At 69.9% G+C, this 24,214-nt stretch carries 27 protein-coding genes; 13 read left to right on the top strand and 14 right to left on the bottom strand.

All coding sequences use genetic code 11. The annotated features are described in order from the left end of the window. Positions 1-15: 15 nt before the first annotated feature. From LGR69_RS19245 to LGR69_RS19235, 3 genes are all read left to right on the top strand, one after another. Complete coding sequence (locus LGR69_RS19245) at positions 16-813, top strand: MetQ/NlpA family ABC transporter substrate-binding protein (RefSeq protein ID WP_230367008.1); 798 nt, start codon at positions 16-18, stop codon at positions 811-813. 300 nt (positions 814-1,113) lie between these two features. Then, entirely contained in the window at positions 1,114-2,823 is a 1,710-nt protein-coding gene (locus LGR69_RS19240; protein ID WP_230367007.1) for a methyl-accepting chemotaxis protein, read from the top strand. Positions 2,824-2,998: 175 nt separating this feature from the next. Next, complete coding sequence (locus LGR69_RS19235; RefSeq protein WP_230367006.1) at positions 2,999-4,021, top strand: substrate-binding domain-containing protein; 1,023 nt, start codon at positions 2,999-3,001, stop codon at positions 4,019-4,021. Positions 4,022-4,090: 69 nt separating this feature from the next. Here the strand turns inward: LGR69_RS19235 and LGR69_RS19230 are convergent, their stop codons facing one another. From LGR69_RS19230 to mdcA, 8 genes are all read right to left on the bottom strand, one after another. Then, positions 4,091-5,572, bottom strand: a complete 1,482-nt coding sequence (locus LGR69_RS19230; RefSeq protein ID WP_230367005.1) for an aldehyde dehydrogenase — start codon at positions 5,570-5,572, stop codon at positions 4,091-4,093. 79 nt (positions 5,573-5,651) lie between these two features. Further along, positions 5,652-6,635, bottom strand: a complete 984-nt coding sequence (gmd, locus tag LGR69_RS19225; RefSeq protein WP_050732376.1) for a GDP-mannose 4,6-dehydratase — start codon at positions 6,633-6,635, stop codon at positions 5,652-5,654. Between the two features lie 164 nt (positions 6,636-6,799). Beyond that, positions 6,800-7,720 (bottom strand): acyltransferase domain-containing protein, encoded by a 921-nt coding sequence (locus LGR69_RS19220; RefSeq protein WP_230367004.1) that lies wholly within the window; start codon positions 7,718-7,720, stop codon positions 6,800-6,802. Next, a complete protein-coding gene (gene mdcG, locus LGR69_RS19215) occupies positions 7,717-8,403 on the bottom strand; it encodes a malonate decarboxylase holo-[acyl-carrier-protein] synthase (protein ID WP_230367003.1) in 687 nt (228 codons plus the stop codon). The genes LGR69_RS19220 and mdcG overlap by 4 nt, the downstream gene beginning before the upstream one ends. Positions 8,404-8,565: 162 nt before the next feature. Then, positions 8,566-9,282: a biotin-independent malonate decarboxylase subunit gamma gene (mdcE, locus tag LGR69_RS19210; RefSeq protein ID WP_230367002.1), complete on the bottom strand. Its 717-nt coding sequence runs from the start codon at positions 9,280-9,282 to the stop codon at positions 8,566-8,568. Then, positions 9,269-10,198 carry a biotin-independent malonate decarboxylase subunit beta gene (locus tag LGR69_RS19205; RefSeq protein ID WP_230367001.1) on the bottom strand — a complete coding sequence of 310 codons (930 nt, stop codon included), beginning with the start codon at positions 10,196-10,198 and terminating at the stop codon, positions 9,269-9,271. The genes mdcE and LGR69_RS19205 overlap by 14 nt, the downstream gene beginning before the upstream one ends. A gap of 2 nt (positions 10,199-10,200) precedes the next feature. Continuing rightward, complete coding sequence (mdcC, locus tag LGR69_RS19200; protein ID WP_007568076.1) at positions 10,201-10,509, bottom strand: malonate decarboxylase acyl carrier protein; 309 nt, start codon at positions 10,507-10,509, stop codon at positions 10,201-10,203. A 199-nt stretch (positions 10,510-10,708) separates the two neighbouring features. Next, a complete protein-coding gene (gene mdcA, locus LGR69_RS19195) occupies positions 10,709-12,355 on the bottom strand; it encodes a malonate decarboxylase subunit alpha (protein WP_230367000.1) in 1,647 nt (548 codons plus the stop codon). A 225-nt stretch (positions 12,356-12,580) separates the two neighbouring features. Between mdcA and madL the strand changes: the two genes are divergently transcribed. The 3 genes from madL to LGR69_RS19180 are packed head-to-tail and all read left to right on the top strand — an operon-like array spanning position 12,581 to position 14,525. Next, positions 12,581-13,039 carry a malonate transporter subunit MadL gene (gene madL / locus LGR69_RS19190; protein WP_091859818.1) on the top strand — a complete coding sequence of 153 codons (459 nt, stop codon included), beginning with the start codon at positions 12,581-12,583 and terminating at the stop codon, positions 13,037-13,039. 5 nt (positions 13,040-13,044) lie between these two features. Next, positions 13,045-13,827, top strand: coding sequence for a malonate transporter subunit MadM (gene madM / locus LGR69_RS19185; RefSeq protein WP_230366999.1), 783 nt, complete (start codon positions 13,045-13,047; stop codon positions 13,825-13,827). 26 nt (positions 13,828-13,853) lie between these two features. Continuing rightward, positions 13,854-14,525, top strand: coding sequence for a GntR family transcriptional regulator (locus LGR69_RS19180; protein WP_230366998.1), 672 nt, complete (start codon positions 13,854-13,856; stop codon positions 14,523-14,525). Between the two features lie 16 nt (positions 14,526-14,541). On the opposite strand, the gene LGR69_RS19175 is transcribed toward LGR69_RS19180, so the two are convergent. The 6 genes from LGR69_RS19175 to LGR69_RS19150 all read right to left on the bottom strand — a co-directional run bounded on the left by LGR69_RS19175 (position 14,542) and on the right by LGR69_RS19150 (position 17,681). Then, positions 14,542-14,718 carry a hypothetical protein gene (locus LGR69_RS19175; protein ID WP_007568083.1) on the bottom strand — a complete coding sequence of 59 codons (177 nt, stop codon included), beginning with the start codon at positions 14,716-14,718 and terminating at the stop codon, positions 14,542-14,544. After that, complete coding sequence (locus tag LGR69_RS19170; protein ID WP_230366997.1) at positions 14,715-15,878, bottom strand: PepSY-associated TM helix domain-containing protein; 1,164 nt, start codon at positions 15,876-15,878, stop codon at positions 14,715-14,717. Before LGR69_RS19170 ends, LGR69_RS19175 begins: the two co-directional genes overlap by 4 nt. 52 nt (positions 15,879-15,930) lie before the next feature. Beyond that, complete coding sequence (locus tag LGR69_RS19165; RefSeq protein WP_328505089.1) at positions 15,931-16,581, bottom strand: TonB-dependent receptor domain-containing protein; 651 nt, start codon at positions 16,579-16,581, stop codon at positions 15,931-15,933. Continuing rightward, complete coding sequence (locus tag LGR69_RS19160) at positions 16,581-16,793, bottom strand: TetR family transcriptional regulator (protein ID WP_230366995.1); 213 nt, start codon at positions 16,791-16,793, stop codon at positions 16,581-16,583. The genes LGR69_RS19165 and LGR69_RS19160 overlap by 1 nt, the downstream gene beginning before the upstream one ends. A gap of 169 nt (positions 16,794-16,962) precedes the next feature. Continuing rightward, entirely contained in the window at positions 16,963-17,358 is a 396-nt protein-coding gene (locus tag LGR69_RS19155; protein ID WP_091859838.1) for a cell division protein ZapA, read from the bottom strand. A 35-nt stretch (positions 17,359-17,393) separates the two neighbouring features. Next, complete coding sequence (locus tag LGR69_RS19150) at positions 17,394-17,681, bottom strand: DUF4164 family protein (protein WP_007568088.1); 288 nt, start codon at positions 17,679-17,681, stop codon at positions 17,394-17,396. 581 nt (positions 17,682-18,262) lie between these two features. Here LGR69_RS19150 and gap point away from each other — a divergent pair. From gap to LGR69_RS19115, 7 genes are all read left to right on the top strand, one after another. Next, positions 18,263-19,267, top strand: coding sequence for a type I glyceraldehyde-3-phosphate dehydrogenase (gene gap / locus LGR69_RS19145; RefSeq protein ID WP_007568089.1), 1,005 nt, complete (start codon positions 18,263-18,265; stop codon positions 19,265-19,267). 84 nt (positions 19,268-19,351) lie between these two features. Beyond that, positions 19,352-19,819 carry a hypothetical protein gene (locus LGR69_RS19140; protein ID WP_230366994.1) on the top strand — a complete coding sequence of 156 codons (468 nt, stop codon included), beginning with the start codon at positions 19,352-19,354 and terminating at the stop codon, positions 19,817-19,819. A gap of 21 nt (positions 19,820-19,840) precedes the next feature. Next, positions 19,841-21,043: a phosphoglycerate kinase gene (locus LGR69_RS19135; protein WP_230366993.1), complete on the top strand. Its 1,203-nt coding sequence runs from the start codon at positions 19,841-19,843 to the stop codon at positions 21,041-21,043. A gap of 84 nt (positions 21,044-21,127) precedes the next feature. Continuing rightward, positions 21,128-21,364: a hypothetical protein gene (locus LGR69_RS19130; RefSeq protein WP_230366992.1), complete on the top strand. Its 237-nt coding sequence runs from the start codon at positions 21,128-21,130 to the stop codon at positions 21,362-21,364. A gap of 61 nt (positions 21,365-21,425) precedes the next feature. After that, entirely contained in the window at positions 21,426-22,496 is a 1,071-nt protein-coding gene (fba, locus tag LGR69_RS19125; protein WP_230366991.1) for a class II fructose-bisphosphate aldolase, read from the top strand. Positions 22,497-22,516: 20 nt separating this feature from the next. Beyond that, positions 22,517-23,161, top strand: a complete 645-nt coding sequence (locus tag LGR69_RS19120) for a thiamine phosphate synthase (RefSeq protein WP_230366990.1) — start codon at positions 22,517-22,519, stop codon at positions 23,159-23,161. Further along, positions 23,158-24,180 carry a tetratricopeptide repeat protein gene (locus LGR69_RS19115; RefSeq protein WP_230366989.1) on the top strand — a complete coding sequence of 341 codons (1,023 nt, stop codon included), beginning with the start codon at positions 23,158-23,160 and terminating at the stop codon, positions 24,178-24,180. The genes LGR69_RS19120 and LGR69_RS19115 overlap by 4 nt, the downstream gene beginning before the upstream one ends. Positions 24,181-24,214 lie beyond the last annotated feature (34 nt).

Raw genomic sequence — 24,214 nt, 5'->3', positions numbered from 1 at the left:
GCCCGCGAGATGCCGATGCCTTCACCGACCCGCCGCACCGTCCTCGCCGGGGCTCTGGTCCTGACGGCGCGCGGCGCCCGAGCGGCCGCCCCTTTGCGGGTGGTCGCGTCCTCGGTGCCGCATTCGGAGATCCTCGAATTCGTGACGCGGACGCTCGCGCCGGGCTTTCCGCTGAAACTCATCGAGACCAGCGGGGATATCCGCCCGAACGCCCTCCTGCGGGACGGGGATGCCGACGCGAATTTCTTCCAGCACGCGCCGTTCCTGCACGCGGAGGAGGCCCAGCTCGGCGTGACCTTCGCCGTGGTGGCTGCGGTGCATATCGAGCCCCAGGGGATCTATTCCCGGCGCGTGACGACGCTCGCCGCGGTGCCGCAGGGGGCGAGCGTTGCCCTGCCGAACAACGTCACGAATTTCAGCCGCGGCCTGAAGCTCCTGCAGGAGAGCGGGCTGATCCGGCTCCGCCCCGGTGGGGACGGGGCCTTCGCGACCGCAGGGGAGGTCGCCGAGAATCCGAAGAGCCTCCGCTTCGTCGAAGTCGCCGTGGCGCAGCTCCCGCGTTCCCTCGACGACGTCAGCCTGGCCGTCATCAACGGCAATTACGCCCTCGAAACCGGGCTCGTCCCGGCTCGTGACGCGCTCGCCCTGGAGCGCGCCGAGGGCAATCCCTACGCGAATGTTCTGGTGACCACGCAAGCCCTGGCGAAGGACGAGCGGATCCTGCGCCTCGCCGCCCTGCTGACTTCCGCCGAGGTGGCCCGGTTCATGCGCGACCGGTATCGCGGCTCGGTGATTCCCGTTCGGACCACCTGATCCGGCGCCAGCAACCCGAGATGAATGTCCAGGCCTGAGCCGCGTCGGGGACGGGACTTGGCCCCGTCGAGCCGTATCGACGGACGACCGTCTATTGGGGTCATCGACGGAAGTCGATGTTCTGTGTCGGATGGGACTTCGCATGCTCTGACGGTCTGTATATTTTAGTCGATACAGACAGCAAGATCTCAAATCGTCCGAGGATTGCATATCGATAACATCAAATGCGTAGCGTTAAGTTATTGATTTGTTTGCGAGAGTATGATAGGAAAATAATATCAGTATTCTTGGACATGGCATATGGACGCCGCTTCTTCACAGCCGCGAAAAACCTCGTCTCTAAATCTGCGTTCCATCATCATCGGATCTTCGGTCGCGCTGTTTGTTGTATCGGCGGCAATAGGATTGTTTTCTGTTTTTCGCATCGGCATGATGAACGAGGTCAGCCGAACGATTGCCGGGGAGATCAAGGCCGTCACGATCCTCGGGCGGATGAAGGAACTGAGCCAGGAATTGCGGGCCCTGGACGTGCTGGCGCACAACGCGCACTCCGACGATGAGCGCCGCCGCTATCTCGCCGATGCCGTCCGAGCCCAGGAGGCCTTCTCCGCCGCCTGGAGTGCCTATGCACCGACCGTCGCCGGAACCGATGAGCAGCAGCTGGCGCACCGGTTGCGCGAGGCCTGGCAGCACTTTCTCGCGGTGGAGGCCGAGGCGACCGCTCTGGATCGGGCCGGCGAGCGGGAACTGGCCGATACGGTGTTCGCCGTGCCGTTCCAGACCGACGCCGTCGCCTTCACCCAGGCGGTGGACACGGTCCTGGTCCATCGGCAGGCGCGGGCCTTCGAGCAGACGGCGGCCGCCGATGCCGTCGGCGCCTCCTCGCGACTGGCGGTGATCGCGGCCTTGGCCATCGCGGCCATTCTCACGCTGGGTATCAGCTGGTTCATCGTTCGCCGGGTGGCCGCGCCGATCGCGATGATCACGCGGGTGATGGCGCGTCTCGCCGAGAACGACCTTGCCGTAGCGATCCCCGGGGGCGAGCGGGGCGACGAGATCGGCGCCATCGCCGGGGCGGTGCAGGTGTTCAAGGAGAACATGCTGCATGCCAAGTCCCTGGAAGAGGAGGCGGCCCGGGTTCGCCAGGAGGCAGAGCAGCAGCGCAAGGTCGTCCTGCGCGATATGGCCCAGCGTTTCGAGGAGACGGTCGGCGGAATCGTCGGCACCGTCGCCTCGGCGGTGACGCAGCTCCAGGGAACGGCGCACCAGATGAGCGAGGTCGCCGGTCAGACGGCGACCCAGTCGACGACGGTCGCGGCGGCGGCCGAGCAGGCCGAGTCGAATGTGCGGATGATCGCCGCCGCCGCCGACGAACTCGGCGCCTCGGTCCAGGAGGTCGGGCGACAGGCCGAACGCTCCGCCGCGATGGCCAATGGCGCCGCCGCGGAAGCCGCCCAGACCATCGCGTTCGTGCAGGTGCTCAGCGGGGCGGCGGACCGGATCGGCGACGTCGTCCGGCTGATCGCGAAGATCGCGACGCAGACCAACCTGCTGGCCCTCAATGCCGCCATCGAGGCCGCGCGGGCCGGCGATGCCGGCCGTGGCTTCGCGGTGGTGGCCGCCGAGGTCAAGCAGCTGGCGGGCGAGGCGAAGCGCGCGACCGACGACATCGCCAGCCATGTCTCGGTGATCAAGGCATCGACGTCCGACGCCGTCGCGGCGATCGAGGGAATCGCGGCCCGGGTGCAGGACATGAGCGGCGCCGCCGCCTCGATCGCCGCGGCCGTAGAGGAACAGGGCGCCGCCACCCAGGAGATCGTGATCAACATCTCGCAGGCCGCCAACGGCACCGGCGAGGTGACGGCCAACATCACCACGGTCGCCGGAACGGCGGAGCATACCGGCGCGGCCGCGGACCGGATGCTCACCTCGGCCAGCGCCCTGTCGCGCGACGCCGAGCGGCTGGGCGACGAGGTTCAGCGCTTCCTCAGCAGCATCCGGGCGGCCTGATGCGGCGCGCGCGCGATGCGGGAACAGGCAACCCACCCGCTCCGACATCGTCCCCGACGCGGATCGTACCGACGTTCGGCGCCGGCGAACCCAGCTCAGACGTGTTGATCCTGCGCGTATCTCTGGACCCGACCGATCGCCGAGGCCGCGCGCAGTCCAAGGATGTGCAAGCGCCATGATCCGAACGCTCCGCATGCGGGCCCTGGCCCGAACGCTCGCCCGGGCGCTCCGCTCGCGCATCGATCTCCGCGGCCTCTGTCGGGCTTCCCTTGGGGTCAGGGGGCCGAAGCCTGCGGTGTGGGCCGTGGTGCTCGCGAGCCTCACAATGCCGGCCTCGGCGACCACGATCGGCGTCACGATGATCGAGCCGAGCGGGTTCACCGCATTGCTCCGCGACGGTATCGAGACTTACGCCAAGACGAAACCCGACCTTTCGGTGACCTTCGCCTATGCCCCGCAGGGAGCGGGCGAGCGGCAGGTCGAGCAGGTCCGGAGTTTCATCGCCGCGAAGGTCGACGCCCTGTTGGTCCTGCCGGTCGATACGGCCTCGAACGCGACGATCACGCGGCTCGCGCAGGAAGCCGACATCCCCCTCGTCTACGCCAATATGGCCCCCCGCGAGGATTGGTTTGCCGGCCGTGTCGCGTTCGTCCTGTCCAACGATCTCGTCGCCGGCCGGCTGCAGATGCGGAAGCTCGCGCAGATGCTGGACGGCAAGGGCCGCGTCGCGATCATCAAGGGCCCCCCGACGCATTCGGGAACCGCCCTGCGCGCGCAGGGCGCCAAGGAAGTGGCTGCCGAGTTCCCGGGACTGCGCATCGTCGAGGAGGGGGCGGCGGATTGGGATCGTCGGATGGCCGCGACGCTCGTCGCCGGATGGCTGGCGGAGGGCAGCGCGCTCGACGCGATCGTCGCCAGCAACGACGAGATGGCCATCGGGGCCGCCGACGCGATCGAGGCTGCCGGGATCCCGCCCGATCGGATCCTGATCGGCGGCATCGATGCGACCCCCGACGGCCTGGCGGCGATGCAGCGCAAGCGCATGGCCGTGACCGTCTATCAGGATGCCGGCCTGCAGGCCCGCCGGGCGGTGGACGACGCCCTCAAGCTGATCCGGCGGGAGCCGGTGCAGCAATACGACTGGGTGCCGTTCGAACTCGTCACCGACCGGATGTCGACCACGCATTTCTCGAGATAGGCGCTTCCCCGGCGCAGGGGCCAAAAACCGCTGCGCCGAGATTGCTGCCGCCGAAGCGGCTTAAGAGCCCTACCGCATCACGAACGGGTTCTCGGGCGTGTCGCGGCTGGTGGAGATCCAGACGCTCTTGGTCTCCAGATACTCGCGGATCGACTCGATGCCGCTCTCGCGGCCGATGCCGGACCGCTTCATGCCGCCGAACGGCATCATGTAACTGACGGCCCGGTAGGTGTTCACCCAGACCGTGCCGGCGCGCAGGCCCTTCGACATGCGCAGAGCCCGGCCGATATCCTGGGTCCAGACGCCGGCCGCGAGCCCGTAGATCACGTCGTTGCCGAGCTTGAGCGCCTCGGCCTCGTCCTCGAACCCGATGATCGACAGGACCGGGCCGAACACCTCCTCCTGCGCGATGCGCATGTCGTTGGTGACCCCGGTGAAGATCGTCGGCTCGACGAACTGGCCGCCGATCACGCCGGGACCGGACGCAGGATTGCCGCCGAGCACGCAGCGCGCGCCCTCGCTCTTGGCGAGCGCGATGTAGTCCAGCACCTTGGTGTATTGCGGCGGCGTGGTGATCGGCCCGATATTGGTGTCCGCCTGCATCGGGTCGCCGAGCTTGGCCGTGCGGGCCAACTCGATCAACCGGGCGACGAATTCCTCGCGGATGCTGTTCTGCACGAGCAGGCGGGACCCGGCGATGCAGGTCTGGCCGGTGGCCGCGAAGATGCCCGAGATCGCGCCCGCGGCGGCCGCCTTCAGGTCGGCATCGGCGAACACGATGTTGGGCGACTTGCCGCCGAGCTCGAGCGACACGCGCTTGATCTGGCGCGCGGCCGCCTCGTAGACCTTCGCGCCGGTGACATCCGAGCCCGTGAAGGTGATCTTTGCGACGTCCGGGTGCTCGACGATGGCGCTGCCCGCCTCGCCGCCGTAGCCGGTGACGACGTTGAACATCCCGTCCGGGAGCCCGGCTTCCTTGGTCAGGCGGGCGAATTCCAGGGTGCTGGCGGAGGCGAATTCCGACGGCTTGACCACCACGGCACAGCCGGCCGCGAGCGCGGGGGCGCATTTCCAAGCCACGAACAGCAGCGGCGAGTTCCAGGCGGTGAGCGCCCCGACCACGCCTACCGGCTCATGCCGGGTGAACGCGAAGGTCTCCGGCTTGTCGATCGGCACTTGAGCGCCCTCGACCTTGTCGGCGAGACCGGCATAGTACCACCACCATTCCGGCTGGTAGCGGGTCTGGCCGTACATCTCGGCGAACAACTTGCCGTTGTCGCGGACCTCGACCTCTGCGAGGGCCTTCGCCTCGCGTTCCACGAGGTCGCCGATCCGGCGCAGGACCTTGCCGCGGGCCGAAGCGGTCATGGTGGCCCAGGGGCCGTCCCACATGGCGCGCTTGGCGGCGGCGACCGCCTTGTCGACATCGGCCTTGGAGGCGCGCGGGATCCTGGCCCAGGGCTCGCCCCGGTAGGGGTCGATGGACTCGAACCACGAACCCTCGACCGGATCGACGTCCTGGCCGTCGATGTAGAGCTGATAGGTTTTCACGGCGCGCCTCTCTCGCGAATGATGCGCGCGGTATGAGCCGAAATCCGGCCGGTGACGAGACCGGCCGGCGCAGGGCCGCTCAGGCGTTGGCGCTGAGACGCTTGATGTCGGCGTCGACCATCTCGGTGATCAGCGACTCGAGGCTGGTCTGCGCCTCCCAGCCGAAGGTCGCCTTGGCCTTGGCCGGGTTGCCCAGCAGCACCTCCACCTCCGCCGGCCGGAAGAAGGCCGGGTCGATCACCAGGTGGTCGTCGATGTTCAGCCCGACATGCTTGAACGCGATCACGCACATGTCCCGCACCGTCGTGGTCCGGCCGGTGGCGATCACGTAATCGTCCGGCTTGTCCTGCTGCAGCATCAGCCACATCGCCTGCACGTAGTCCCGGGCGTGGCCCCAGTCGCGCTTGGCGTCGATGTTGCCCAGCCGCAGCTCCTTCTGCTTGCCGAGCTTGATCCGCGCCACCGCGTCCGTGACCTTGCGGGTGACGAACTCGACGCCGCGCAGCGGGCTCTCGTGGTTGAACAGGATGCCGTTCGAGGCGTGCAGCCCGAAGCTCTCCCGGTAGTTGATCGTCATCCAGTGCGCGTAGAGCTTGGCCACGCCGTAGGGCGAGCGCGGGTAGAACGGCGTCGTCTCGCTCTGCTGCGCCTCCTGGATCAGGCCGAACATCTCGGAGGTCGAGGCCTGGTAGTACCGGGCCTGGGGGGCGACCGAGCGCAGGCATTCGAGCATGTGCACGGCGCCGAGGCCCGTCACCTGCCCGGTGAGCAGCGGCTGCTGCCAGGACGAAGTCACGAAGGACTGGGCGGCGAGGTTGTAGATCTCGTCGGGCTTGGCGGTCTGGACGATGCGCAGCAGCGCGGACTGGTCCAGCAGGTTGCCGTCGACCAGCTCGACATCGTCGAGGATACCGAGCCACTTCAACCTGTGGTCGAACACCCCGGCATGGCTGGAGCGGCGCACGATCCCGGTGACCGTGTAGCCCTTCTGCAGCAGCAGCTGCGCCAGATACGCGCCGTCCTGGCCCGTAACCCCCGTGATCAGCGCGCGCTTGCCCGTCATGAAACCGTCCCGTCCCGTTGCTGCCCGGCTGCTACGACCGCGGCGGCCTTCGCGTCAAGGCGGGCCCGGAACGCGCATCGCCTTCGCGGAGCGGCGAGATCCGGCGCGGCCTTGCCCGTTCCCGCGAAGAATTGCGCGGCCTCGGACGAGCCCCCGCACACGCCCTAGGGTTGGATGAGCCAGGCCGTGACGCCATCGACCGAGCGGAACTCTTCGAGCGCGTGGATCCGGGCATCGGGCAGCGCCGTGCGCGCCATCGTCGCCAGGGCGTGGCCGGGGCCGAGCTCTAGGACCCGGTCGGCGCCGTATTCCTGGCAGGCGTCGAGGCAGGCGGCCCAGTCGATTGTGTGGGAGATCTGGCGGGCGAGCTTGTCGAGGCCGTCCTCGGGCCGGAAGATCGTGGTGCCGTCGAGCCCGCTGACCAGGCGGGGGGCTCCGGCAGGTGGGCGGCGCAGGGTGACAGTGGCGAGTGCGTCCCGGAAGGCCTCGCTCGCTTCCGCCAGCAGCGGCGTGTGCGAGGGCGTATGGACGGCCAGCAGGATTGCCCGCTGCGCTCCGGCCGCGGCGGCGTCCCGGCACAGGGCGTCGAGGGCGTCGCGCCGACCCCCGACCACGAAGCTGTCGGCGGCGTTGCGGATGGCGAGGTGACAGCGGTGCCGGAGGGCCAGGGCGTCGAGCGCGTCGCAGGTGAGGCCCCGGATCCCGGCGAGGCCGAACCCCTCCCCCAAGGCGGCGTCCATGGACTCGGCCCGGCGGGCGGCTAGGGCGAGGATGTCGGCATCGGCAATCCGCCCGGCGACGCCCCAGGCGGCGAGGTCGCCGATGCTGTAGCCGGCCACGATGGCCCGGCCGGTGAAGCCCAACGCCCGCCAGGCGGCGAGCGCGGCGGTGCAGCACAGAATCTGGCCGGCCCGGTTGGCGTGGAGCGCGTCGCCGCCGCTCCGGGCGAGGTCGCGCGGATCGGTGCCGCCGAGGAGCGGCGCCGCGGCGGAAAACACCGCCTGCGCCGCGGGATGGTCGGCGGTGAGGTCGAACATCCCCGGATGCTGGCCGCCCTGGCCGGAAAGCAGGATCGCGACGCTCATGCGGGCTCCCGGGTTCGGAGCCCGGCGGCCGGGCGCATCGCCAGGCCGTCCAGGCCCTTGGCCAGCACGGTCCCGCCCTCGGGCGCGTCGCGCACCTCGCGCCAGTGCAGGCCGGTCCCGTCCGGCAGAAGGATCTCGCCGTCGAGACGCATCGGGGCGGTCACCGCGATGGTGGCGAGCTCGTCGAGCAGGCCGATCGATACCGGTTCCTGGCAGGGCCAGAGCAGGTCGAGGTCGGAGGCGGCATTCAGGTAGGTGAGCCCGGTCACCGCCTGCCACAGCAGGCCGCCGAACGGGCGCGGGTTCAGGCCGTAGCGCTCGCCGAGCGCGACAATAGCCGCGATCGTCGCCTGCCAGGCGGCGGGGGCATGGGCCGCGGCCTCCGCCAGGCTCGGGCCGTCGAGGCGGGCGAGGTGCTCGGCCGGCAGGGCGAGCCCGATCCGGCGCTTGCCGTCGGCGGGCGGCAGCGGCAGGCCGAGCGGCACCGCCGCGGCGCCCTCCCCCGGCACCCGGCGGCGGACGATCAACGGCCGGCCCGCCTCGGCCCAGCCGGCGAGATGCGGCACGCCCGCGAGATCCTCCCGGGTGCGGAGCCACGACGCCCAGGCGTCGGGATCGGCGCGGACGAGGTCCTGCCGGGTGACGGTGTCGGGCCGGTGGGGCTCGATGGTTGGGTGAGGCATCTGTCCCATCCGCGATCGTTTCCTGGGGCGCCGGGACATACGATCTTCAGCCTCCCGTTCGGTCATGGCGAGGGCAGCGAAGCAACCCAGGGCAGCGCGCGCTCTCGAGACGGAGCGCATCGCTGGGTTGCTTCGCTGCCCTCGCAATGACGGGTGCGGGTGCTATCCGCGCCCGGCCTGGGCGATCACCGCCGCGCTGATCCCCCGCGCCACCGGCCGGCCGCCGCGCTCCTCGCCGAGGCGGTCGCGGTCGTCGCCGGGCTGGAGGTTGGTGATCAGGTCGCGGATCTGGCCGTCGAGCGGCTTGGCCGGATCCAGCACGACGTGGACCGCCCCGGTCGCCACCATGTTGTCGATCCCGGGGGCGAAGACCGGCGTCGACTTCGCCATCTCCTGGAGCTTGTCGAGGGGCAGCTTGGTCACCTTCGCCACGGACGGCAGGTCCATCACGCTCGGGTTGGCGCCCGGCAACGCGGCGAGCACTCTCGTCGCCAGCGCGGTGGCGATGAAGGCGCCGGCGGCGGAATGGCCGTAGATCAGCCCGATGGTCGGGTGGCCGGAGCGGTCCGCGAGCAGCAGCGCCTTGGCGAGATGGGCGAGGCACTCGTTGAGCCCCAGGAGCTCGTCGCGCCGGCTCATGCGCTGGCTGTCGGAATCAACCACCACCAGGATCGGCGCCCTATCGCCGGCCCGCACCGCGTCGAGCACGGCGCGGGACAGGACGAGCGCCCCATCGACCCCGAGGGGCGTGTCGCCGTCGACCCCCACGACATGAAGGGTCCCGTCCGCGAACGCGCCGCCCCCGGTGACGAGGCCGTCGCGCACGCTGACGGAATGGCCCTGCGGAAACAGCCCGGCCAGGATCTCAGCGAGCGTCATGGTCAGCCTCCCGCACGCGGGCCACGGTCTCGTCGAAGGCGCGCGTGTCCATGGCGGGCACCGCGTCCGGGTCGTTGACGCCGAGCCGGGCCCAGACATCCGTGGCGTCCCGGCAATCGCCGAAGCGTGCGAGGCGCGATTCGAGGCGCGCCTGCTCCGCCTCGAGCGTGGCGAGGTCGAAGGCGGGCGCCCGGCCGATCAGGTCCAGGGCGGCTTCGCGGAAGGCCGAGACGCTGTCGGCGCAGAAGGCGTCGGCCCCGCCGATCAGCCGGCGGTGCTTGCCGCCCATGGTCCGCCAGACCAGCGCCCGATCGCGGGAATCGAACTCTTCCGCGCCCTTGTTGGTCTCGATCACCTCGGGGCCCGAGACCGAGATCCGGCCGCCCTCGGAGACGGCGAGCCGCGAGCAGGTGCCGGCGATCAGGCCGCCGCCGCCGTAGCAGCCGGCCCGGCCGCCGATCAGCCCGATCACCGGGATGCCGGCCGCCCGAACGTCGACGATCGCCCGCATGGTCTCGGCGATGGCGGTCTCGCCGGCATTGGCCTCCTGCAGCCTGACGCCGCCGGTGTCGAACAGGATCAGCGCGGCCGCCGGCTTCAGGGTGAGCGCGGCGCGCAGCAGGCCGACGAGCTTCGCGCCGTGGATCTCCCCGAAGGCGCCGCCCATGAACCGGCCCTCCTGGGCGGCCACGAGCACGGTCTTGCCGTCGAGCTTGGCCCGGCCGACCACGATGCCGTCGTCGAACGCGCGCGGCAGGTCGAACAGCGGCAGATGCGGGCTCATGCGCCGCTCGGTCGGGGGCAGGAACTCCCGGAAACTGCCGGGATCGGCCAGCGCCACCACGCGCTGACGGGCCGTGGCCTCGTACCAGCTCAGGGCGTCGGGATCGGTGCTCGCGGCGTGCGCGCCAGCCATGGTCAGGCCTCCATCAGCCGGGCGCCCTGAAGCAGGCGCAGGGACACGGTGTCGGGACGGGCGCCGCCGTCGTTGATGCTGATGCGCAGGCCGCCGGGCTGGGCCCGGGCGACGAAATCCGCCACCACCGCCTCCCAGACGGCGCCGTAGCCGGCGATCGGCGTCTCGATCGCGACCTCGCAGGCATCCGGCGGCAACACCCGCTCCAGCAGGATCTCGAGGTTGCCCGAGGCCACCACGCCCGTGATGGCATTCGGCACCGAGCCGGGCAGCGGTTTCTTCGTCGTGTGGCGAAAGGTCAGGGATTCCATGGTCGGTTCCTCGCCGGACGTCCCGTCATCCAAACAGAACACCTCATCCTGAGGTGCCGAAGCGGAGCGGAGGCCTCGAAGGAGGCGTCCAGTGATCTCGGCGGCTCCTGAAGGCCTCCTTCGAGGCCGGCCGACCTACGGTCGCCCGGCACCTCAGGATGAGGGCGCGGGTGGGAGAGGCCCGGTTCAACGCGCGTCCCTACCAGTTCCGGAACTTCGCCGGCGGCTCGTAGAGGCCCCCCGACCAGTGGACCAGATCCTTGATCGACTTGGCGGCGAGCAGCGCCCGGTCGGCATCGAGGGGCTCGATGCCCAGATCCTCGGGCCGGCGGATCACGCCGCGGGCGCGCAGCTCCTCGACCTTGGCCCGGTCCCGGCCGCGGCCGACATCGGTGTAGCCGGCCACCCCTCGGATCGCCTGCTCGCGCTCGTCCGCGTCGCGGCAGAGCAGGAGGTTGGCGATGCCCTCCTCGGTGACGATGTGGGTGACGTCGTCGGCGTAGATCATCACCGGCGCCAGCTCGAGCCCAATCTTTTTCGCCAGCTCCAGGGCATCGAGCTTCTCTACGAAGGTCGGCACCAGCTTCTCCCCGAAGGTCTCGACCAGTTGCACCACCAGCTTGCGGCCGCGCATCAGCGCGGGGTCGCCGACGACCTGACCTTCGCGGCCGGCCTTCATCCAGGCATCGGACGGGTGTCGGCGGCCATGCGGGTCCGAACCCATGTTGGGCGCGCCGCCGAAGCCCGCCACCCGCGACTGCGTGATCGTCGAGGAATGGCCCATCAGGTCGATCTGCAGCGTCGCGCCGATGAACATGTCGCAGGCGTAGAGGCCGGCCGTCTGGCAGAACGCACGGTTGGAACGCAGGGACCCGTCCGCCCCGGTGAAGAAGATGTCCGGCCGCGCCCGGATGTAGCGGTCCATGCCGACTTCCGAGCCGAAGCAGTGCACCTGCTGGACCCAGCCGGATTCGATCGCGGGAATCAGGGTCGGGTGCGGGTTGAGCGCCCAATGGGTGCAGATCTGGCCCTTGAGCCCGAGCTTCTCGCCGTAGGTCGGCAGCAGCAGCTCGATCGCCGCCGTGCCGAAGCCGATCCCGTGGTTGAGCCGGCGGATGCCGTACTCAGCATAGATCCCCTTGATCGCCATCATGGCGATCAGGATCTGGGTCTCGGTCATCGCCGCCGGGTCGCGGGTGAACAGCGGCTCCACGTAGAACGGCGTGTCGGCCTCGACCACGAAGTCGACCCGGTCGCCCGGGATGTCGACCCGCGGGACCTGGTCGACGATCTGGTTCACCTGGGCGATGACCACGCCGTTCTTGAAGGCGGTGGCCTCCACGACGGTGGGCGTGTCTTCGGTGTTGGGGCCAGTATAGAGGTTGCCGTCCCGGTCGGCCGAGACGCCGGCGATCAGCGCCACGTGGGGCGTGAGGTCCACGAAATACCGGGCGAACAGCTCGAGGTAGGTATGGACCGCGCCGAGCTCGATCTGGCCGCCGTAGAGCATCTTGGCGATGCGCGCGCCCTGCGGGCCGGAATAGGAATAGTCGAGCCGCTTGGCGATGCCGGTCTCGAACACGTCGAGATGCTCCGGCAGCACGATCCCCGACTGGACCATGTGGAGGTCGTGGACCTTGCCCGGGTCGCAGGCGGCGAGACCCCTGGCCAGGCAATCCGCCTGCTTCTGGTTGTCGCCCTCCAGGCAGACCCGGTCACCGGGGCGGAGCACCGCCTCCAGCAGGTCGACCACGGACCCGGCCGGGACCACCTTGCCGTCGGCATGGGCGCGCCCCGCCGCGATGCGGGCATCGCGCGCCTCTCGTTCGCCGCGCCACTGGGTCATCCGGCGTCCCCCTCGTGTATGCGCAAACCAGGGTAGGTCCCGGTTTGCGCATTTTCTACCCCGTTCCAATCACGGTTTCGTATACGGGATTGCCGAAGTGTCAATATCTTGCATACTAGCCAGCAAGCAACAAACGGCTGATTCGGGAAGGAAACGCCCCATGCCGAGCGCGTCGAGACGGGCGCAGCGCTGCGCCGAGACCGGTCTTGCCGGAGGGCAACGCCGATGATCGTCCTGGGTGTCGCCCTCCTGGCCGCGTGCACGCTGATCGGCGTGTATCTCGGCGATCTCCTCGGCGTCGCGCTGGGGGTGAAGGCCAATGTCGGCGGCGTCGGCATCGCCATGATCCTGCTGATCGTCGCCCGGCTCTGGCTCTCCCGCCGGGGCAGCCTGACCAAGGGCGTGCAGTTCGGCGTGGAGTTCTGGGCGGGCATGTACATCCCGATCGTGGTCGCCATGGCGGCCCAGCAGAACGTGGTCGCGGCGGTGAGCGGCGGGCCGATCGTGATCATCGCGGCCACCGGCTCGCTCGTCCTGTGCTTCGGCGCCGTGGCGCTGCTGAGCCGGATCGGCCGGCGCGACCCGGGCAGCCCGGAGGTCGAGCACGGCGGGTCGGTGATCGGCGGCCAGGCGGATCCGATCGTGGGCGCACCGCCCGCGATCCCGGCCGCGAGACGGGGGTGAGCGCCATGAAATTCGGACATGACGTCTGGCACGGCATCGAGCACGTCTTCGTCGAGCAGAGCCTGGTGGCGGCCTTCGCGGTGGTGGGCGCTCTGATCCTGGTCTCCAACCTGGCAGCCAAACGCTTCACGAAGGGCCGCGTTCACGGCTCAGCCATCGCGATCGTGCTGGGGCTGGCGCTCGCCTATCTCGGCGGCCTGTATACCGGCGGGAAGAAGGGCATCGCCGACATCCCGGCCCTGGCCGGGATCGGCCTGATGGGCGGGGCGATGCTGCGCGACTTCGCCATCGTCGCCACCGCCTTCGAGGTCGACGTGACCGAGGCCCGCCGGGCCGGGCTGATCGGCGTGCTGGCGCTGGCGCTCGGCACGATCATCCCGTTCCTCGTCGGCACGCTCACGGCCGTCGCCTTCGGCTACCACGACGCGGTGTCGATCACGACCATCGGCGCCGGGGCGATCACCTACATCGTCGGGCCGGTAACCGGGGCAGCGATCGGCGCGGATTCCACCGTCATGGCGCTGTCCATCGCCACCGGGGTGACCAAGGCCGTGATGGTGATGGTCGGCACGCCGCTGGTGGCCAAGCTGATCGGCCTCGACAACCCGCGCTCGGCCATGGCCTATGGCGGCCTGATGGGCACGGTGAGCGGGGTCGCGGGCGGGCTCGCGGCCACCGACCCGAAGCTGGTGCCCTACGGGGCGCTCACCGCCACCTTCCACACCGGAATCGGCTGCCTGGTCGGTCCCTCGATCTTCTACTTGACGGTGCGGGCGCTGGTCGGTTGAGGATCCCCGGGGCGCGGGACCAGTTGATGCACGGCGAATTCCAGAAGATCGACGGCGGGCTGCTCTCGGACCGGATCCGCAACGCGCTCACCGACGCGATCACCGCGGGCGAGCTCCAGGCCGGCACGGCGCTCGACGAGCAGAACCTCGCCCAGCGCTACGGCGCCTCGCGCACCCCGGTGCGGGAGGCGCTGCGCCAGCTCGCGGCCTCGGGGCTGGTGGAGGTCCGGCCGCGGCGGGGCGTGGTGGTGGCCCGGCTGACCCCTGAGCGCATCGCCGACATGTTCGAGACCACCGCGGAGATCGAGGCGATGTGCGCCCGGCTCGCGACTTACCGGATGACGCCGCTCGAGCGCGGCCGGCTGATGGACCTCCACGAGGATTCCGCCGCCGCCGTGGAGGCCGGGGACGTGGACGCCTACGACCGGCTCAACCGCGCCTTCCACGAGTCGCTCTACGCGGCGACCCATAACGGCTTCATGGCCGAGCAGGCCCTGGCGATCCGCGAGCGCCTGGCCGCCTTCCGCCGGACGCAGCTCCGCCACGCCGACCGGATCCGCCGCTCCCGGGACGAGCACGGCGAGATTCTCTCCGCCATCGCCGAGGGCGACGGCGAGCTGGCCGCGAAGCGCATGCGGGCGCACATGCTGCGGGCCGCGGCGGCGTTGGGGCGGTATATCGCGGAGACGGTGGGGTGAGGGTGCGGGACGGGGCCTAACCCTTGGTCGACCTGAGGCCCAACCCCGCCGCATAGGCCAGCGCCGCGAAGAGCAGGCCGGCTGCGACGGCGTCCCAGATCCCCTCGGCCAACAGGGCGCCGATGAGGCTGACCGCAGTCGCGGCGGCGATGATCCCGGGGGCCGTCCAGATCCGATGCGTCCGGTCCGTCATCGAGCCGCTCCCTCGGATGCCTTCACCCGGCTCGGGGGAACAGCGGCCCGGGACGCCCGCGACCGCCGGCGCGCGACCCAGAGATAGAGGCCGCTCCCCAGCACGATGATCGTCGCCAGGTCGAACAGGGCCCAGACGAGCTTGAGCGGGAGGCCCCCGTAATCCCCGAAATGCAGCGGCTGCGACAGGAACAGGGCCTGCACGTACCAGGGCATGGCGCGCATGTCGGTGAGGGCGCCGGTCTGCGCGTCGATCAGGGCCGGCTTGAGCAGCCGCGCCGTCAGCGGCGTGTTGCCGGCCATGAATACCGCGTAGTGATTGTTGCTGGAGAACGGCGTCCCGGGGAACGCGATGAACTGCGTGCGCATGTCCGGCGCCGCTTCCTGGGCCGTCGCCACCGCCCGGTCGAGCGAGACGAGCGTCTCAGGACGCGGCACGTCGCGGTAGGGTGCGGTCATCTCGGCGAGCTGGCCCATCTGCCAGAGCTTGAGCATCAGGTCGGCCCAGGTGTTGACGGCGCCGGTCGTGCCGACAACGAGCGCCCAGACGATCGTCGCGGCGCCCAACAGGTTGTGCCAGTCGAGCCACTTGATCCGTGCGGCGCGGCCCCGGCGCACGGTGCCGAAATCGAGCTTCCGCATGAAGGGACCGTAAAGCACCACGCCCGAGACGATCGCGACGACGAACAGGAGCGCCATCACCCCGAGGAACAGCTTGCCGGGCAGGTCGAGGGACAGGTCGGTGTGCAGCTTGAGCAGGAAGCCGATCGGGCCGGCCCCGGGTGCCGTCTCCATCAGCACCTCCGCCGTGCGGAGATCGAGCCCCACGAAACTGTCGGCCGGAACCGTCTGGAGCGTCTTGCCGAGCCCGATCAGCACCGCATCGGGCTCGTCCTTGTCGAAGAAGACGAACTGCACGACCTGCGCCGGCCTCGTCGCCGCGGCCGTCGCCACGATCCGGTCGAGCGGAACGTGGGGCGTACCCGCCGGCATCTCGGGCAGGGGTGGCTCGTAACCGAGCAGGTGATCGAGCTCGTGGTGGAAGATCAGCGGCAGGCCGGTCAGGCACAGCATCAGCAGGAAGATCATGCTGATCAGGCTGGTCCAGGTATGGATCAGCGACCATATCCGGAAGGCACGCACACGCGGGGCGTCGGTCATCGTCTCAGGCAGCTCCTTTGCGGAATCACCCCGGAGCTTCCAGGAATGGCGCCTAAAAATCCATCTGTGCCGAGAGCAGGTATGTCCGCGGTGTTCCCAGCGACATGATCCCCGAGAAGCCCGACGACGCGTAATAGTTCTTGTTGAACACGTTCACGATGTCTGCGCGCAGAGTTACGGGTTTCCCCCAAGATCCGACGAATGTGCAGCGTAGTCCGGTATCGACGCGCGTCCAGTCCGGAACGACCTGTCGATTGCCCTGATCGTAGAACTGCCGGGCGGTATGGATGACGCGGCCGGTGGCGGTGACGCCGGGCAGAAGCCACGCCGGGAGATCGTACTCACCGTACAGGTTGATCGTGATGTCGGGCACGCCCGGGGCGGCCTTTCCGTCGAAGGTGTGGCCGGCCGTCCGGACGAGGCGCCCATCGATCGCAGCGACGCCGCCGAGGAGCCGGAGGCTCGGGACCGGCTCGCCGAACACGTTGAGTTCGATCCCGCGGTTGCGCTGGAGGCCGTTGACGGCAAACTGCAGCGTGGCCGGGTCCTGGGACGCGTTGGCCCGGGTGATCTCGAAGAATGCGAGGCTGGTTCCGAAGGAACCGAAATCGTATTTCAGCCCGACTTCCTTCTGGTCCAAGACGATGGGCGGGAAAGTCTGGCCGGCATTCGGGGCGGTGATGGGCGCGGTCGGCGGTGCGATCAGCGCCGCGACGTAATTGCCGCCATCGATGTGGCGGCGAACCCCTGTCGCGCGAACAGCTCGGCCGCCGCCGTCAGGATGCGCGAACCGAGTTGTTCGGCTTCGTCCTTGGTCGGGCGGCCGCCGCGAGGCGATTTGACGGCGGCACGCAATCGACCCGGCGCGGGCTTCTCGGAAGCAGGAACCGGTTTTGCTGGTCTCGTCTTACGCAACCCGGCATCCTCGATTGTCCCGGGCCGTAAACATTTCGGTCCGGTTAGGCACGTCTCATCGATACTGATCGATAGGGGCTAGCATCTCGATCCGACCGGAACGGCGCCCCCTGTGCGAAGAACGCCTCCCCCCTGCTGAGGGCCCACGGCGACCTCCCGCCGTCTTCCCTCACACCACCTCCCGCGCCACCCCACCTTTCCCCACGCCGCTCCCGCCCAGCGCATCCGCCAGCTGGCCGATCCGCTCGGCGGCGCGCCCGATCCCGTCGGCGGCGCGGGCGGCGTCTTCGGCGCGGTTGCGCTCGGCGGCCTCGGCGGCCTTGCGCAGCTCGGCCGTCTCGGCCTCCAGGGCGGCGTGGCGGGCGCGCAGTTCGGCCAGCTCGTCGGCGATGGTGAGGGCCGCCATCACCTGCAGGCGCATGTCGCCGATCTCGCCGAAACTCTTGCGCATCTCGCCGATGCGCGTGCCGAAGCTCTCGGCCAGCCCGGTGAGATGCTCCTCCTCGCCGGCGCCGCAGGCCATGCGGTAGAGTTTTCCGTCGATGGTCACGTTGATCTGGGGCAAGGATCGCTCCGGTGGGCGGCGCGTCAGGATACCGGTCAGGCGCGTCCGAGCACGCCCTGGACCGTCTGGATCGCGCGGTCGAGCCTCTGGCCGACCACGCCGGTGGTCGCCTCGACCGCGGCGAGCTGCGCGCTCGCCGCGTCCAGGGCGGCGGCGAGCCGGGCCCGGTCCTCGTCCATCAGCGCCAGCTCGGCATCCCGGTCGTCCGGCTCGGCCTCGGCCTCCAGGCGGCGGGCGACGACCGCGTCGAGGCGGGTCAGCGCGGCCTCCAGCCGGGCGAAGGCGGCGTCGATGGGGCTCGGGTCTGGGGTGTCGTCGGCCATGGGGCTCCGCGTACCGCGCGCATCGCCCCGAAACGGGGGCGCCGGCTTCGGGAAGGACGATGCGTCAGGGAGGCAAGTTTCGACCGGATGCCCCGAGAATGCCAGCCCGAATTGTCGGCGGCGACCCGGCGCGACGCCCGCCGCCCGCGGCGCGCGACGGGTCTCGCGGAGCGGCTCTCCGCGATCGCGACGTCATCGCGTGCGGCTTGAACCGTCACGTCTCAGCAATCGCCTGCGCCGAAGGCTGTTTATTGGATGTGGGATACGCCCGTGTTTGTCACAGGCTCGCGTTTGACAGGTCGAGGCGCCATGTTAGACAGCCGCGCGCTCTCGGAAGAGACCGCAAGAGACATGCCGGATGGCCGGTCCGTGACAGTCCCGAGACCCCTGCCGCCACCGTCGGAGCCGACGCGTGAGGGAAGCGGAGCCCGGCCTCTCCCGGCCCGGTTCATCGCAGGTTCAAACCCGCCCGCCCAGATCCGCCCCGCCCGGTCGGCCTGGACCCGGGCTGCCGAGACCGCGCCGAGGATCGTCCCCGCCGGTCCGGCGCGCGGTGAGCCGCATCAGGAAGGAGTGACGCCGTGACGAAGGTTGCCATCAACGGGTTCGGACGCATCGGCCGCAACGTCCTGCGCGCGATCGCGGAAGCGGGCCGCACCGACATCGAGGTCGTGGCGATCAACGATCTCGGCCCGGTGGAGACCAACGCCCACCTGCTCCGCTTCGATTCCGTGCACGGCCGGTTCCCCGGCGAGGTCGCGGTGGACGGCGAGTTCCTGGTGGTCAACGGCAAGCGCATCAAGGTCACGGCCGTGCGCAACCCGGCCGAGCTGCCGCACCGCGATCTCGGCGTCGACATCGCCCTCGAATGCACCGGCATCTTCACCTCGAAGGACAAGGCCAAGGCCCATCTCGACGCCGGCGCCAAGCGCGTCCTGGTCTCGGCCCCGGCCGACGGCGCCGACCTGACCGTGGTCTACGGCGTCAACCACGACAAGCTGACCGCCGAGCACCTCGTGGTCTCGAACGCCTCCTGCACCACCAACTGCCTGGCGCCGGTCGCCCAGGTGCTGGACGCGGCCGTGGGCATCGAGCGCGGCTTCATGACCACGATCCACTCCTACACCAACGACCAGCCGTCGCTGGACCAGATGCACAAGGATCTCTACCGGGGCCGCGCCGCCGCGCTCTCGATGATCCCGACCTCCACGGGTGCCGCCAAGGCGGTTGGCCTGGTCCTGCCGGAGCTGAAGGGCAAGCTCGACGGCACCGCGATCCGCGTGCCGACCCCGAACGTCTCGGCGGTGGACCTGGTGTTCACGGCCAAGCGCGCGACTTCGGTCCAGGAGATCAACGACGCGATCAAGGCGGCCGCCGCCGGCCCGCTCAAGGGCGTGCTCGGCGTGACCGACCGGCCGAACGTCTCGATCGACTTCAACCACGACCCGCATTCCTCGACCTTCCACCTCGACCAGACCAAGGTCATGGACGGCACCTTCGTGCGGATCCTGTCGTGGTACGACAACGAGTGGGGCTTCTCGAACCGCATGGCCGACACGGCCGTGGCGATGGCCAAGCTTATCTGACGCGCGCCGCCCGCCGACCCGGAGAGGGACGGCGGGCGTTTTTCGGACCGAACGGCCCAACCTCGAACCAGGGATCATCCCGGGATGACCGACGCTTCGCAGGGTACGTCGAGCGGACAGGGCGCCGTCGTGACGCCCGCGCCGAAACCCGTAGCCCCCCCGCCGGCCGCGACGCCGGTCGCCACGACGCCGTCGCAGGGGCTGCCGGCCAGCCATCTCCTCGACCAGCTCGCGCGCATCGAGGACAAGTGCTCGCGGATCGAGGACAAGTACGCCCGCTCCGAGGCGCTGCTGTCCCGGGTCGAGGACAAGGTCGAGAACGCCGCCAACCGGATGAACGAATCCGCCCGGCAATCCGACCTCGCCGCCCTGCGCACGGAGATGCGCGGATTGGCTGACCGCACCCGGCGCCTGCCCGGCACCGGGGCGCTGGTTCTGACCGCGGTGATCACCGCGATCCTGACCGTCGTGCTGATGGTCGCGGTGCAGCGCCTGAACCTCGACCGCCTGATTTCTTCGCCGGCCGCCACCACCGGCACCACCGTCCAGTAATCCCGACCCGCACAGGACCGCATGAGCGCCTTCCGCACCCTCGACGACGCCGGTTCCCTCACGGGCAAGCGCGTGCTGATGCGCGTCGATCTCAACGTGCCGATGGAGAACGGCCGCGTCACCGACGCGACCCGCATCGAACGCGTCGTCCCGACCATCCGGGAGGTCGCCGACAAGGGCGCCCGGGTGATCCTGCTGGCCCATTTCGGTCGGCCGAAGGGCAAGCGCGAGAAGAAGGATTCCCTGGAGCCGGTGGTGCCGGCGCTGAGCCAGGCGCTCGGCCGCCCGGTCGCCTTCGCGGCCGACTGCGTCGGCGACGACGCGGCCCGGGCGGTGTCGGCCCTGAAGGACGGCGACATCCTGCTTTTGGAAAACACCCGCTACCACGCCGGCGAGGAGAAGAACGACGCGGCCTTCGCCGACGCGCTGGCGGCCAACGGCGACGTCTACGTCAACGAAGCCTTCTCGGCCGCCCACCGCGCCCACGCCTCCACCGAGGGCCTGGCCCACCGCCTGCCGGCCTTTGCGGGCCGCGAGATGCAGGCCGAGCTCGAAGCCCTGACCAAGGGCCTGGAGGCGCCGCAGCGCCCGGTGATCGCGCTCGTCGGCGGCGCCAAGGTGTCGTCGAAGATCGACCTGCTGGAGAACCTCGTCGCTAAGGTCGACATGCTGGTGATCGGCGGCGGCATGGCCAACACCTTCCTGCATGCGCAGGGCAAGGCGGTGGGCAAGTCCCTGTGCGAGAAGGACCTCGCCGAGACCGCGACCCGCATCCTGGCGGCCGCCGAGAAGGCCGGCTGCCGGATCATCCTGCCGGTGGACGCCGTGGCGGCGACCGAGTTCAAGGCTCAGGCCCCGCACGAGACCGTGCCAGTGGATTCGGTGCCCGAGGGCAGCATGATCCTCGATGCCGGGCCGCGCTCGGTCGCCGAGATCAACGCCGCCATCGACGGCGCCAAGACCCTGGTCTGGAACGGCCCGCTCGGCGCCTTCGAGCTCGCGCCCTTCGACGCGGCCACGGTGGCCGCCGCCAAGCATGCGGCCGCGCGCACCAAGGCCGGCCAGCTCGTCTCAGTGGCGGGCGGCGGCGACACGGTGGCCGCCCTGAACCACGCGGGCGTGGCGGCCGACTTCACCTACGTCTCCACCGCGGGTGGCGCCTTCCTCGAGTGGCTCGAGGGCAAGGCTCTGCCGGGCGTCGAGGCGCTGCGGGCCAAGGGATGAGAACGGCGCGGCGGTATCGGGTTCTGGCCCGACAACGCCGCGCACCTATCTAAAGCTTGGCCTCCACCGGCCAGGGGCGTGTCGATGAGCGAGACTCTGGAAACCGTCACGATCGAGATCCTGAGGGACATGCAGGCGAAGATCGTGCAATCGCGGACCGAGACCTTGGCTCGACTCGACAGCCTCGAAGCCACCATACCGGCGGATCAGAGCAAGGCGATCGCCTTGCTCGCGACCATGCGCGCCTCGGCCAGCGAGTTCGATGCCTGTGTCAAAGACATCGACAACCTGATCGCCAGCCTGGACAACGAGGCACACTAGATTTCCGTCGCCGTGGGCGATCGGGCGGACCACCAGACGGTAAGCGGGAAGACAGACGACGATGGCACGGATCACCCTCAGGCAGCTTCTCGACCACGCCGCTGAGCACGAATACGGCGTGCCGGCGTTCAACCTGAACAACATGGAACAGGGCTTGGCGATCATGGCGGCGGCCGATGCCACCGACTCGCCGGTCATCCTGCAGGCGAGCCGCGGTGCCCGCGCCTATGCCAACGACGTCGTGCTGGCCAAGCTGATCGACGGCCTGGTCGAGATCTACCCGCATATCCCGGTCTGCATGCATCTGGACCACGGGAACAACGAGGCGACCTGCGCCACCGCGATCCAGTACGGCTTCACCTCGGTGATGATGGACGGCTCGCTCAAGGCCGACGGCAAGACCCCGGCCGACTACAACTACAATGTTGAGATCACCCGCAACGTCACCAAGATGGCCCATTGGGCCGGCGTCTCGGTGGAGGGCGAGCTCGGCGTGCTCGGCTCGCTGGAGAGCGGCCAAGGCGAGGCCGAGGACGGTCACGGCGCCGAGGGCACGCTCAGCCACGACCAGCTGCTGACCGACCCGGACGAGGCGGTGAAGTTCGTGGAGGCCACCAAGGTCGACGCCCTCGCGGTCGCCATGGGCACCAGCCACGGCGCCTACAAGTTCACCCGCAAGCCGGACGGCGACGTTCTGGCGATGAACGTGATCGAGGAGATCCACCGCCGCCTGCCGACCACCCACCTGGTGATGCACGGCTCCTCGTCGGTGCCGCAGGAGCTGCAGGACATCATCAACCAGTATGGCGGCCAGATGAAGCCGACCTGGGGCGTGCCGGTCGAGGAGATCCAGCGCGGCATCAAGCACGGCGTGCGCAAGATCAACATCGACACCGACAACCGCATGGCGATGACCGGCCAGATCCGGAAGGTGCTCACCGAGAACCCGTCCGAGTTCGACCCGCGCAAGTACCTGAAGCCCGCCATGGAGGCGATGACCAAGCTGTGCAAGCAGCGCTTCGAGGAGTTCGGCACTGCCGGCAAGGGCTCGAAGATCCGGCCGATCTCCGTCTCCGAGATGGCCAAGCGCTACGCCAGCGGCGCGCTGGATCCGAAGATTGGAACGCAGTAACGCGCCGGCCGGCCGGTTCGATGAGCAGCCAACAGCGCCTCGCCCTGCTCGGGCCCCACAACCTGGATGCCGACGGCATCGACGCCTTCGCGGTCGCGCTCGACGCGGCCTGCAAGGCGGGCGATGTCGCGGCCGTGATCCTGCGGCTCGCCGCCACCGACGAGCGCGGGCTCACCGCCCGGGTGAAGCAGATCGCGCCGATCACCCAGGGCTGCGGCGCGGCGCTGGTGGTGGCCTGCCCGGGCTTTACCGGCGACCTCGTCTCGGTGGCGACGAGGGGCGGCGCCGACGGGGTGCATGTCGACAAGCCGCGCGACCTGAAGGACCTGCGCGACCGTCTCCGGGACGGCCGCATCCTCGGGGCGGGCGGCCTCGAGACCAAGCACGGCGCCATGGAGGCGGGCGAGGCCGGCATCGATTACCTGATGTTCGGGGGCCTCTATCCGGACGGTGTCGCCCCCGAGGCCGAGACCGTGCTGGCCCGGGCCGAATGGTGGGCCGAGATCTTCGAGACGCCCTGCGTCGCGGTTGCCGCGGCACCGGACGAGATCGGCCCGCTCGCGGCCACCGGTGCCGAGTTCGTCGGCCTGGAGAGCAGCCTATGGCTGAACGAGCCCGACGCCGTGGCCCGGGCGCAGGCCGTGCTCGCGGGGCAGGCCGCGTGAGCCTTCGCGTCCTGCGTTTCGCGGTGCTCCTGGTCGCGGTGCTGCCGGTGCCGGCGCTCGCCGCCCCGGGTCCCCTCGATCCGGCCAAGACCGCCGCCCCGTCCGACAAGAAGACGACGCCGGAACTTCCAAGCCCCTACACGCCGAACTACTCCCGGGGCGCCGTGCCGCCCAATAGCGGCCAGCCAGTCGACCTCGCCTACGGCGCCTACCAGCGCGGCCAGTACGTCACCGCCTTCCGGGAGGCGACCAAGCGCATCGAGGCGAATCCCAAGGATGCGGCGGCGATGACGCTGCTGGGCGAGCTCTACAACCAGGGACTCGGCGTCAAGCAGAACCCCGTGAAGGCGGCCGAATGGTACCGCCTCGCCGCCGCCCAGAACGACGCTGCCGCGATGTCCTCGCTCGGCCTGATGGCGCTCGACGGGCGCGGCATGCCCAAGGACCCGAAGGCCGGGCGGCGTTGGCTGGAGCAGGCCACCGCCAACGGCTCGGCCACGGCGGCCTACAATCTCGGCCTGATCCTGATCGGCACCGGCGCCACTGCCGACGAGGTGGCGGCCGCCGCGCAGTTCCGCAAGGCCGCGGAGGCCGAGATCGGGCCGGCCCAGCACGATCTGGGTGTGCTTTATCTCCAGGGCCGTGGCGTCCCCAAGGATGCCAGCCAGGCGGCCCAGTGGTTCCGGCGCGGCGCCGATAACGGCGATCTCGCCAGCGAGGTCGAGTACGCGATCCTGCTGTTCAACGGCAACGGCGTGACCAAGGACGAGCGTTCGGCCGCCCGCTACTTCCTGCACGCGGCCTCCCGCGGCAACGCCATTGCGCAGAACCGCGTCGCCCGGCTCTACGCGGTTGGCCGCGGCGTCGCCAAGAACCCGATCGAGGCCGCGGCCTGGAACCTCGCCGCCGCCGCGCAGGGCCTGTCCGACGCCTGGCTGGACCAGGCCCTGTCCGGGCTCAGCGGCGAGGAGCGTACCCGCGCCGAGCGGCTGGCCAACGAGCGCATCGAGCAACGGTAGCGCTGGGGCGGGAAGAGCCGGACCGTACGGGTTG

The sequence above is a fragment of the Methylobacterium brachiatum genome (genome assembly GCF_020523825.1).
In the GTDB taxonomy this organism is placed as follows: domain Bacteria; phylum Pseudomonadota; class Alphaproteobacteria; order Rhizobiales; family Beijerinckiaceae; genus Methylobacterium; species Methylobacterium brachiatum.
This window is presented reverse-complemented; position numbering and strand designations above follow the sequence as displayed.

What these genes read in the sequence shown, in the direction of transcription:
- LGR69_RS19150 (WP_007568088.1), bottom strand. Translation starts at nt 17,681, where the DNA reads ATGGCCGACGACACCCCAGACCCGAGCCCCATCGACGCCGCCTTCGCC.
- LGR69_RS19135 (WP_230366993.1), top strand. Translation starts at nt 19,841, where the DNA reads ATGAGCGCCTTCCGCACCCTCGACGACGCCGGTTCCCTCACGGGCAAG.
- mdcG (WP_230367003.1), bottom strand. Translation starts at nt 8,403, where the DNA reads ATGCCTCACCCAACCATCGAGCCCCACCGGCCCGACACCGTCACCCGG.
- mdcA (WP_230367000.1), bottom strand. Translation starts at nt 12,355, where the DNA reads ATGACCCAGTGGCGCGGCGAACGAGAGGCGCGCGATGCCCGCATCGCG.
- LGR69_RS19180 (WP_230366998.1), top strand. Translation starts at nt 13,854, where the DNA reads ATGCACGGCGAATTCCAGAAGATCGACGGCGGGCTGCTCTCGGACCGG.
- LGR69_RS19205 (WP_230367001.1), bottom strand. Translation starts at nt 10,198, where the DNA reads ATGGCTGGCGCGCACGCCGCGAGCACCGATCCCGACGCCCTGAGCTGG.
- LGR69_RS19140 (WP_230366994.1), top strand. Translation starts at nt 19,352, where the DNA reads ATGACCGACGCTTCGCAGGGTACGTCGAGCGGACAGGGCGCCGTCGTG.
- madM (WP_230366999.1), top strand. Translation starts at nt 13,045, where the DNA reads ATGAAATTCGGACATGACGTCTGGCACGGCATCGAGCACGTCTTCGTC.
- LGR69_RS19170 (WP_230366997.1), bottom strand. Translation starts at nt 15,878, where the DNA reads ATGACCGACGCCCCGCGTGTGCGTGCCTTCCGGATATGGTCGCTGATC.
- LGR69_RS19235 (WP_230367006.1), top strand. Translation starts at nt 2,999, where the DNA reads ATGATCCGAACGCTCCGCATGCGGGCCCTGGCCCGAACGCTCGCCCGG.
- LGR69_RS19175 (WP_007568083.1), bottom strand. Translation starts at nt 14,718, where the DNA reads ATGACGGACCGGACGCATCGGATCTGGACGGCCCCCGGGATCATCGCC.
- mdcC (WP_007568076.1), bottom strand. Translation starts at nt 10,509, where the DNA reads ATGGAATCCCTGACCTTTCGCCACACGACGAAGAAACCGCTGCCCGGC.
- LGR69_RS19245 (WP_230367008.1), top strand. Translation starts at nt 16, where the DNA reads ATGCCTTCACCGACCCGCCGCACCGTCCTCGCCGGGGCTCTGGTCCTG.
- gmd (WP_050732376.1), bottom strand. Translation starts at nt 6,635, where the DNA reads ATGACGGGCAAGCGCGCGCTGATCACGGGGGTTACGGGCCAGGACGGC.
- LGR69_RS19130 (WP_230366992.1), top strand. Translation starts at nt 21,128, where the DNA reads ATGAGCGAGACTCTGGAAACCGTCACGATCGAGATCCTGAGGGACATG.
- madL (WP_091859818.1), top strand. Translation starts at nt 12,581, where the DNA reads ATGATCGTCCTGGGTGTCGCCCTCCTGGCCGCGTGCACGCTGATCGGC.
- mdcE (WP_230367002.1), bottom strand. Translation starts at nt 9,282, where the DNA reads ATGACGCTCGCTGAGATCCTGGCCGGGCTGTTTCCGCAGGGCCATTCC.
- fba (WP_230366991.1), top strand. Translation starts at nt 21,426, where the DNA reads ATGGCACGGATCACCCTCAGGCAGCTTCTCGACCACGCCGCTGAGCAC.
- LGR69_RS19220 (WP_230367004.1), bottom strand. Translation starts at nt 7,720, where the DNA reads ATGAGCGTCGCGATCCTGCTTTCCGGCCAGGGCGGCCAGCATCCGGGG.
- LGR69_RS19240 (WP_230367007.1), top strand. Translation starts at nt 1,114, where the DNA reads ATGGACGCCGCTTCTTCACAGCCGCGAAAAACCTCGTCTCTAAATCTG.
- LGR69_RS19120 (WP_230366990.1), top strand. Translation starts at nt 22,517, where the DNA reads ATGAGCAGCCAACAGCGCCTCGCCCTGCTCGGGCCCCACAACCTGGAT.